The sequence below is a fragment of the Mesorhizobium salmacidum (SeqCode) genome (assembly GCF_037179605.1).
In the GTDB taxonomy this organism is placed as follows: domain Bacteria; phylum Pseudomonadota; class Alphaproteobacteria; order Rhizobiales; family Rhizobiaceae; genus Mesorhizobium; species Mesorhizobium salmacidum.
On sequence record NZ_JAPYKS010000079.1, the window covers coordinates 1 to 921 of the forward strand.

2 protein-coding genes are annotated in these 921 nt (G+C 63.3%); both read left to right on the top strand.

The genetic code is table 11. The features are described 5' to 3' along the window. On the top strand, positions 1-432 hold a 432-nt coding region (locus O7A60_RS31690), incomplete at its 5' end, for a CoA-transferase (protein WP_337109579.1). Position 433: 1 nt separating this feature from the next. Then, positions 434-921 (top strand): thiolase family protein (locus tag O7A60_RS31695; RefSeq protein ID WP_337109580.1); only part of this gene is annotated, 488 nt, incomplete at its 3' end.

The window sequence follows — 921 nt, forward strand, 5'->3', positions numbered from 1 at the left end:
CATCCCAAGACGCGTCTGCCCGGTGGCGGCGGCGCACCGGAGATCGCGACATCGTCGAAGGAGATCTACATAACCATGGCGCAGACCAAACGCGGCATGGTCGAAAAAATCGACTTCTTCACCTCCTTTGGCCATGGCGAAGGCGGCGACCACCGCCAGCGGCTTGGCATCGACACAGCTGGCCCGACATTGCTGGTCACCGATCTCGCCGTCTGGAAGCCGGATCCGGTGACCAAGGAATTCACGGTTGTCTCGATGCATCCCGGGGTCAGCCGCAAGCAGGTGCAGGAGAGCTGTGGCTGGGTGGTTAAGTTCGCGGAGGCGCTTGACGAAACACCGGCGCCAAGCGAACTCGAACTCAAGACATTGCGCGACCTGCAGGCCCGCACCAAGGCGGCGCATGAAGGGACCGGAAAAGGGAAGGCTGCCTGACATGGCCGAGGCCTATATCTGCGACTATATCCGCACGCCGATCGGCCGCTTCGGCGGTTCGCTGTCCTCTGTACGATCAGACGACCTTGGCGCCATCCCGCTGAAGGCTTTGCTTGCGCGCAATCCCGGCATCGACTGGCAGGCGGTCGACGACGTCGTCTATGGCTGCGCCAACCAGGCCGGCGAGGACAACCGCAACGTCGCGCGCATGGCGTTGCTGCTAGCTGGGTTGCCGAAGGAGATACCGGGCTCGACCGTCAACCGGCTGTGCGGCTCAGGCATGGATGCGCTGACAATCGCGGCCCGTGCCATCAAGGCGGGCGAGGCGGAGCTGATGCTTACGGGCGGCGTGGAATCGATGAGCCGCGCGCCCTTCGTCATGCCCAAGGCCGACGCTGCCTTCTCGCGCAATGCCGAGATTTACGACACCACCATCGGCTGGCGCTTCGTCAACCCGCTGATGAAGAAGCAGTATGGCGTCGATTCCAT